Genomic DNA, 5,370 nt, shown 5'->3' on the forward strand with positions numbered 1-5,370 from the left:
TTTCCTTCCTTCACCTTATCTCAGTTGATTTTTATCTTTTTGCTACAATGTGGCACGGATTGTGTAATAAATAAGACAAATTCGTGAACAGGTCATTCACCGGTTTCAGAAGTACAAAAACAATACGGAGGGAAAAAACATGAAAGCCACTATAAAAACTGCCGGGACAGGAACAACGCTTAATACCGGAACAAAAGTTGACGAGCAGGTATATAAAGCTGGTTTTGTGTTTTTTGCTGTCTCATCCTGCGCCATTGGGCTTCTTTCCGTGGCCAGTCTGATCAGTGGCATGATCGTCAGCGGTGGTCCTCTTGGTCTTGTTGGAAATCTTTTCAGGGCAATAATTGGTTGATTGTTCAGTCCCCAGTAATGGAAAAGGAGAAAAAAATGCGTGAAACTACAAAGATAAATAGAAAAAGTGGTTCCAGGACAATTGACCGGGCAGATGTCACTACGGAAGTATCCAAAGTGAGTATTACTGTAGTCGGATTATTCGGTGTGGTGGTCGGCTTATGGAGCCTTGCCTGTCTGGTCGGGGGCCTGGCGGCCGCAGGAGGGCCTGGTCAGCTGGCCATGGGGTGGTTTAAAGCCGTTACAGGAATGTAAATATTGGCCTGTCGAACTCTGAATCCACGATGATTTCATAATATTTCCTGATAATAATTTGTACTCAGATGCATCTGGATGCAGGTTTATCCAGGCATTTAACCGCAGATAAAATAGATTTTTTGGAAGACCGGGGTTTTTTTTAAGACCTCCGGTCTTTTTTTTGTGTTACAATGTAGTGGTGGGTGATGCAAAACTGGAGTTTTTCCGTGTCAGGTGCGCTACACGCAGCATTTCAAATGAAGAGGCAGGGGACATTTTATGGCGATACTGGTAAGAAACCTGTTTGTATTTTTTACCCTTCTTTTTTTCTGCTTTATAATTGCTCTGGTTTTTGTTCTGGAAAATCGTCTTCCCATTCGGGATTACAGTGAATTTTTTCAAAATATTCAGGCACATGAACTGAGCGAAGTGGCCTTTGTGGGTAACCGGGCCAATGTAACGTTATTGTCGGGATATTCCTATGCCGTTGAGATTCCTGATATCAAAAAGGTAACCTCCCTGCTTGATCCTCTCCATGTCAGAATGGTTTTCCGTAAGGATTATACTTCCTATTATTTCCAGGGAGGACTCTTCTTAACAGGAGTTATGCTGGCCCTGGTCGTTCTGCTGACGGTTCTTGCAGACAGAAGGGAAGGAGCGAAGAGCAGGTTTGCCAGCGATAAACTGATAGTGCCCAATAATGGCTCGGAAAGAATAACTTTCGATGATGTTGCCGGTGTTCCGGAAGCCAAGGAAGAGCTGGAAGAGGTTGTTTCATTTTTGAAGAATCCGGATCAGTTCAGCAAGATCGGTGCATTAATCCCGAAGGGACTCCTCCTGCAGGGGCCGCCGGGCACCGGGAAAACACTGCTGGCCAGGGCCATTGCCGGAGAAGCGGGTGTGCCTTTTTACAGTTTCAGCGGTTCTGATTTTGTGGAAATGTTTGTGGGGGTGGGGGCCTCGCGGGTGAGAGATCTTTTCAGCGAAGCCAAGAAAAATGCGCCCTGTATAGTTTTTATTGATGAAATTGACGCGGTGGGCAGCAGCAGAACGGCTGCGTCTTCTGATGGCCAGGATGAAAGAGGGCAGACGTTGAATGCCCTTCTGGTGGAGATGGACGGGTTCAGTTCAACGGATAATATTATAGTTCTGGCTTCCACCAACAGGCCGGATATCCTGGATGCGGCTTTGAGCCGGCCCGGTCGTTTTGATCGAAGAATAACCCTTCTTCCTCCTGATCTAAAAGGCCGACAGAAGATCCTGGATGTTCACTGTCGGAAGGTGACACTGCGTGAAGAAGTAGACCTGGAGGAAATTGCCCAGATGACTTCCGGATTTACCGGAGCGGAACTGGCCAACCTGGTCAATGAAGCCGCGCTTCTTGCCGGCAGAGACGGTTGTGAAGCCATAGAGAGTGAACACTTTGATCTTGCCAGGGACAGGATAATGCTCGGTGTTGAAAGAAAGGGAATTATTCTGACGGAAAAAGACAAACAGGTCCTGGCCTTCCATGAAGCGGGTCATGCCATTGTCGCGAAAATCCTGCCCGATTCCGATCCCGTCCATAAAATAACAATAATTCCCAGGGGGCGGGCCCTGGGTCAGACCCAGCAGCTTCCCATGGGTGACAGAACCGCTTACAGCAGGGATTATCTGAAGAACCGTATTGCAATTCTTCTAGGAGGGCGCGCCGCTGAAAAAATTATTTTTAACAGCAGGACCACCAGAGCTGAAAACGACCTTCTCCAGGCTACGGAAATAGCAACAAATATGGTCTGTCGCTGGGGGATGAGTGAAATACTCGGCCCCCAGGCCTATGGTGTGGGGGACAGCAGTTTCCTGGGGGATGAGATGACGAAAAGGCTGGTTATGAGCTCGGAAACGGCCAATCTCATTGATGGCGAAATTAAAACTCTTCTGACGGAGTGTTACAGTCAGGCGGTGGCTGTTTTAAAGGAGGAAAAACTGTTTCTCAAAGCTCTGGCAGAAATTCTTCTCCAGGTGGAAACAATTGACAGCGAGGAGTTTGAGATAATATATCAATGTTCTCTGACCAAAAAGGAAAAGGCCAGGAGCATGTCTGAGGAAATCTCTGAGTGCAGTGTCTGTCCTGCCAAAGGACACTGCCTTGAGGCAAAGGTGGCGCAGGAACGATGAATTCACTGAAAAAACTTGTCTGGCTTGCGTTTCTGCTGGTTGGCGGGCTACTGATGTGTATCGCCCTGCTCGCTGTTTACCAGTATCGTCTGACGGGAAACTATAATGCGGTGATTGCCGGGAATGGCCGGATACTCTTTCATTTCATGACCATCCGTGAAGGTATAATTGAAGCGTTTATTACGGGAAAAGAGAAGGAGCTCATTCAACTTATACCTGATCTTGAGCAACTCAATTCCGAGTTATTTCTGCTGAAAGAGAACAACCTGGTGGCTCCTGAGCTGAAACTGGCGCTGGCCGACAAGGTGGATTTACCGGGAATGGTGATTCTTCTCCGCCAGGCAGCAGGTGATGACAACCCGAAAACGAAAAAAAAATTGCAGGAGCAGATGCGTTTTACAGCAGATTACCTGATTCAGTATGACAGAATTATTGCCGGTCAGGCCAGGCTGGCTGTAATCAATTTCCAGAAAATGGTGATCGGAGTGTTGGGGCTGATTATCAGCCTGGCGGGTTTTGCCCTTATTCATTTCTATCGCAATACTCTTTTGCCTCTTCTGCAGCTCCAAAAAAATCTTGAAGCCGACATTCCTGAACCGGAAGCTATTCTCCCCTCTCCACCGGTTACCAGAGAAGTCGCCGATCTGGCGTTTTCAGTCCAGCAACTTGTTATCAAAGTCAGGGAACAGGAGTTGTCTTCTGATCCTGCTGCTGTTGACCTGCGTAATAATCTTGAAAAGAACATCAATGAGACGATCAACAGACTCAATGGCATAATGAATTATGCGCAGCTTCTTCATGACGGAGAGAAGGAGAACCAGAATGAGATGCTGCAGAAGATAATAGACAGCAGTGCTGTAATTGCTGCAGAGTGGCGGAAATTAAATTAGAGGGGAGTAAAAAGATGTCTGAGAAGAATTCAAAGCAGGTCTCCACGGAAGAGGAAGGACACTCTATCGGTTGGCAGGAACAGATAGGGCTTTCCGTGAAAACACCCATCGGCCTTCTGGGATTTGGTATTACCACGATGTGTTTTACTTTGACAATCCTCGGCCTGCTGGGGCATGTCACCGGGTTGATCGAAAATCATTATGCGGCTATTGTTACATTTCTGGTTTTCCCATCGGGGATGGTCTTTGGCCTGATTCTCATTCCTGTAGCCTGGTATATGAGGAGGAAGAAATGGTTTAAAAACAGTCTGACGTCAAAAAACGTCATTATTGATTTTGGCAAATCGACTCACAGGAGGGGAGTGATTCTTTTTCTTGTCCTCTCTATTATAAATCTGGCCGTTTTTTCCTTTGTCATCTACGAAGCCTATCATTTCACTGAATCCGATTATTTCTGCGGGGCCGTCTGTCATACGGTGATGGACCCGGAATATACTGCCTATCAGCGCTCTCCCCACGCCAAAGTCGGCTGTGTTTCCTGTCACATAGGCTCGGGAGCCGAATGGTATGTCAAGGCCAAACTTTCCGGGCTTCGTCAGGTGAAGGCGGTTTTTGACGGCAGATTCAGCAGGCCTATTCCTGCCCCGGTGGAACATTTGCGGCCCGCCCAGGACACCTGTGAGCAGTGTCATTGGCCGGAAAAATTCCATGGGAAAAAGGTGAAAAAATTTGTCTCTTACACCAATGATGACCAGGAGAATCCGGAAATACAGGAAATCGCCCTTCATATCGGTGGCAGAAATCCGCTGACCAACAGGTTTGAGGGGATCCACTGGCACGTCAGCAAGGATGTAAAGGTCGAGTACGAGTCACTGAATGAGACCCGGACCAGGATCGGCAGGATCAAGGTGACCAAACCTTCCGGAGTAACTGAGGAATATGTTGTGGATGGTGAAGAGGCAGGTGAGCCGGGAACATGGCGTACCATGGACTGCATTGACTGTCATAACAGACCGACCCATGTCTACGATGATCTTGAAGAGAAAATTGATTTCGGCCTCCATTCAAAAAAACTCGATGCAAAAATCCCGGGTCTCCGGGAAGACAGTATTGCTGTTCTTCAGAAAGAATACGGTTCAAGAAAGCAGGCGGAGGAACAGCTTGTGGAGACTCTTCTGGCGCTTCAGGCTCAACGGAACGGTGATGATTTTGTGGCCGAAAATGAACAGGCCCTGATATCTTCCGGCAGGTATCTGCTTGATGCCTACCTGGCAAATGTCTGGCCGGCGATGAAAGTGACCTGGGGAACATACAAGGGTCACAACGGCCATAAAAACGAAGAGGCCGGCTATGGTTGCTTCCGTTGTCATGATGAGGAACATGCAACGGCCTATGGCAAGACCATTTCCCAGAGTTGTGATCTCTGTCATGATGAGCCGGAATAGATATATCGTAACTACTCACAGGGGTAGCAAATATGTGATTTTATAACCTCTGAACTGTAATTGCTCACAGGTGTCGCAGATTTTTGCAGGCTCTTTTGTTCGCTATAGCCTGCTCACGCGGACAAAAGGGACCGTGAAAAGCTGGAGTGCCTGTGAACAATTGCCCATGGAGATAGCAGCTATGCCCACAGATAGATTCAAAGATTTATTCACCAAAGAAACTCTTCTGAAACTCTTTCCAAAGGAAAGAACCAACGAATTTTTTGACGCCCTTTTTGGTGACGCAAACG

Annotated in this window: 5 protein-coding genes; all 5 read left to right on the top strand. The window is 47.4% G+C overall.

Features of this window, described 5'->3' with window-relative positions:
* Positions 1-139 precede the first annotated feature (139 nt).
* The gene (locus ACXLDX_RS00005; protein ID WP_457575130.1) at positions 140-352 is read left to right on the top strand and encodes a hypothetical protein; all 213 of its coding nucleotides are present in this window, start codon (positions 140-142) and stop codon (positions 350-352) included.
* A gap of 35 nt (positions 353-387) precedes the next feature.
* Positions 388-606, top strand: coding sequence for a hypothetical protein (locus ACXLDX_RS00010; RefSeq protein ID WP_457575131.1), 219 nt, complete (start codon positions 388-390; stop codon positions 604-606).
* 261 nt (positions 607-867) lie between these two features.
* Entirely contained in the window at positions 868-2,745 is a 1,878-nt protein-coding gene (gene ftsH / locus ACXLDX_RS00015) for an ATP-dependent zinc metalloprotease FtsH (RefSeq protein ID WP_457575132.1), read from the top strand.
* The gene (locus ACXLDX_RS00020) at positions 2,742-3,635 is read left to right on the top strand and encodes a hypothetical protein (RefSeq protein ID WP_457575133.1); all 894 of its coding nucleotides are present in this window, start codon (positions 2,742-2,744) and stop codon (positions 3,633-3,635) included. Before ftsH ends, ACXLDX_RS00020 begins: the two co-directional genes overlap by 4 nt.
* A gap of 14 nt (positions 3,636-3,649) precedes the next feature.
* Positions 3,650-5,080: a cytochrome c3 family protein gene (locus ACXLDX_RS00025; protein ID WP_457575134.1), complete on the top strand. Its 1,431-nt coding sequence runs from the start codon at positions 3,650-3,652 to the stop codon at positions 5,078-5,080.
* Positions 5,081-5,370 lie beyond the last annotated feature (290 nt).

Source organism: Desulfomarina sp., assembly GCF_054039375.1.

What these genes read in the sequence shown, in the direction of transcription:
- ACXLDX_RS00005 (WP_457575130.1), top strand. Translation starts at nt 140, where the DNA reads ATGAAAGCCACTATAAAAACTGCCGGGACAGGAACAACGCTTAATACC.
- ACXLDX_RS00010 (WP_457575131.1), top strand. Translation starts at nt 388, where the DNA reads ATGCGTGAAACTACAAAGATAAATAGAAAAAGTGGTTCCAGGACAATT.
- ftsH (WP_457575132.1), top strand. Translation starts at nt 868, where the DNA reads ATGGCGATACTGGTAAGAAACCTGTTTGTATTTTTTACCCTTCTTTTT.
- ACXLDX_RS00020 (WP_457575133.1), top strand. Translation starts at nt 2,742, where the DNA reads ATGAATTCACTGAAAAAACTTGTCTGGCTTGCGTTTCTGCTGGTTGGC.
- ACXLDX_RS00025 (WP_457575134.1), top strand. Translation starts at nt 3,650, where the DNA reads ATGTCTGAGAAGAATTCAAAGCAGGTCTCCACGGAAGAGGAAGGACAC.